This is a genomic window from Kitasatospora sp. NPDC058032 (genome assembly GCF_042885845.1).
Taxonomy (GTDB): domain Bacteria; phylum Actinomycetota; class Actinomycetes; order Streptomycetales; family Streptomycetaceae; genus Kitasatospora.
On sequence record NZ_JBHVRK010000083.1, the window covers coordinates 1 to 1,286 of the forward strand.

Consider the following 1,286-nt stretch of genomic DNA (forward strand, 5'->3'; position numbering starts at 1 on the left):
GGGGCTTCCCCCGGGAATGTGGACACCGAGTGCTATGCAGCGACGGCCAGCGTAACTGATCTCTGCTCGTAGGCGATCGGGGTCATGTGGCCGAGGAAGGAGTGCCTCCTCCAGGTGTTGTATCGGTTGATCCATCGGAAGACCGAGAGGCGGGCAGCACGGGCTCCGGGCCAGCGTTTCGCGCCCTGCAGGGTCTCCCGCTTCAGCGTCGCGTTGAACGCCTCCGCGGCGGCGTTGTCCGCGCTGGTGCCGACGGCTCCGCGTGACCGGGTCACGCCCAATTCCCGGCAGACCTTGGCGAACTCCTTCGACGCGTATTGCCCGCCGTTGTCGCTGTGGAAGATGGCCCCGCCCAGGCTGCCGCCGCGGGTCGCGGCAGCGGCTTTGAGGGCGTCGGTGACCAACTCGGTACGCATGTGGTCGGCGATCGACCAGCCCGCCAACCGCCTCGAATGCAGGTCCAACACCGTTGCCAGATAGAGGAAATGGCCGTCGCCGACCGGCAGGTAGGTTATGTCGCCGACGTACTTGGTGTTCGGCTTCGGCGCGGTGAAGTCCCGCTGGATGAGATCCGGGACCGGGGCCGCCTCGGGTTCCGGCACCGTGGTGCGGACCTTCTTGCGCAGGTGCACGCCGACAATGCCGAAGCAGCGCATCAGCCGCTCGACCCGCTTGTGGTTCACCGACCTGCCGCTCTCGCGCAGCTCGGCGGTGACCCTGGGGCTGCCGTAGGTGCCCTCGGACTCGGCGTGGATCTCCTTGATCCGCTCGGCGAGGATCTGGTCAGCCCGTTCACGTTCCACGCGGGCGTCGACGCCGGCCCGCCAGCGGTAGAACCCGGAGCGGGAGACCTCCATGACCTGGCACAGCCGCTTGACGCCGAAGGCGCGGTGGTGGTCCTCGACGAACTGGAAGCGGCTCACCAGTTGGTCTCGCCCGCGAAATACTTGGCCGCCCGGCGCAGGATCTCGCGCTCCAGCTCCAGCTCCCGGACCTGCTTGCGCAGACGGGCGATCTCGGCGTCCTTGGCCGCATCCGCGGCGGGTTCCGGCCGGGTGGGCTGTTCCGCCGTCTCGGCGGTCTTGATCCACTGGCGCAGGGTCTCGTGGTTCACGCCCAGGTCCTTGGCCACCGACGCGACGGTCCGCCCCGGGCTGGAGCGGTACAGTGCGACAGCATCGGCCCGGAACTCAGCCGAGTACTTATACGTCCCCAACGGGAACTCCTGTTCTCCGGATCATCACGATCCAAGTGTCCAGGGTGTCCACGTTCCGGGGGAAACCTCC

1 protein-coding gene is annotated in these 1,286 nt (G+C 67.8%); it reads right to left on the reverse strand.

Going from position 1 to position 1,286, the window contains the following annotated elements; genetic code table 11:
* Positions 1–32: 32 nt before the first annotated feature.
* Positions 33–1,216 (reverse strand): IS3 family transposase gene (locus ACFVUH_RS37415; protein WP_387918103.1). Its coding sequence is split into 2 segments (ribosomal slippage): positions 33–937 and positions 937–1,216, totalling 1,185 coding nucleotides; the frame shifts between segments, so codons are not numbered across the junction.
* Positions 1,217–1,286: the final 70 nt, after the last annotated feature.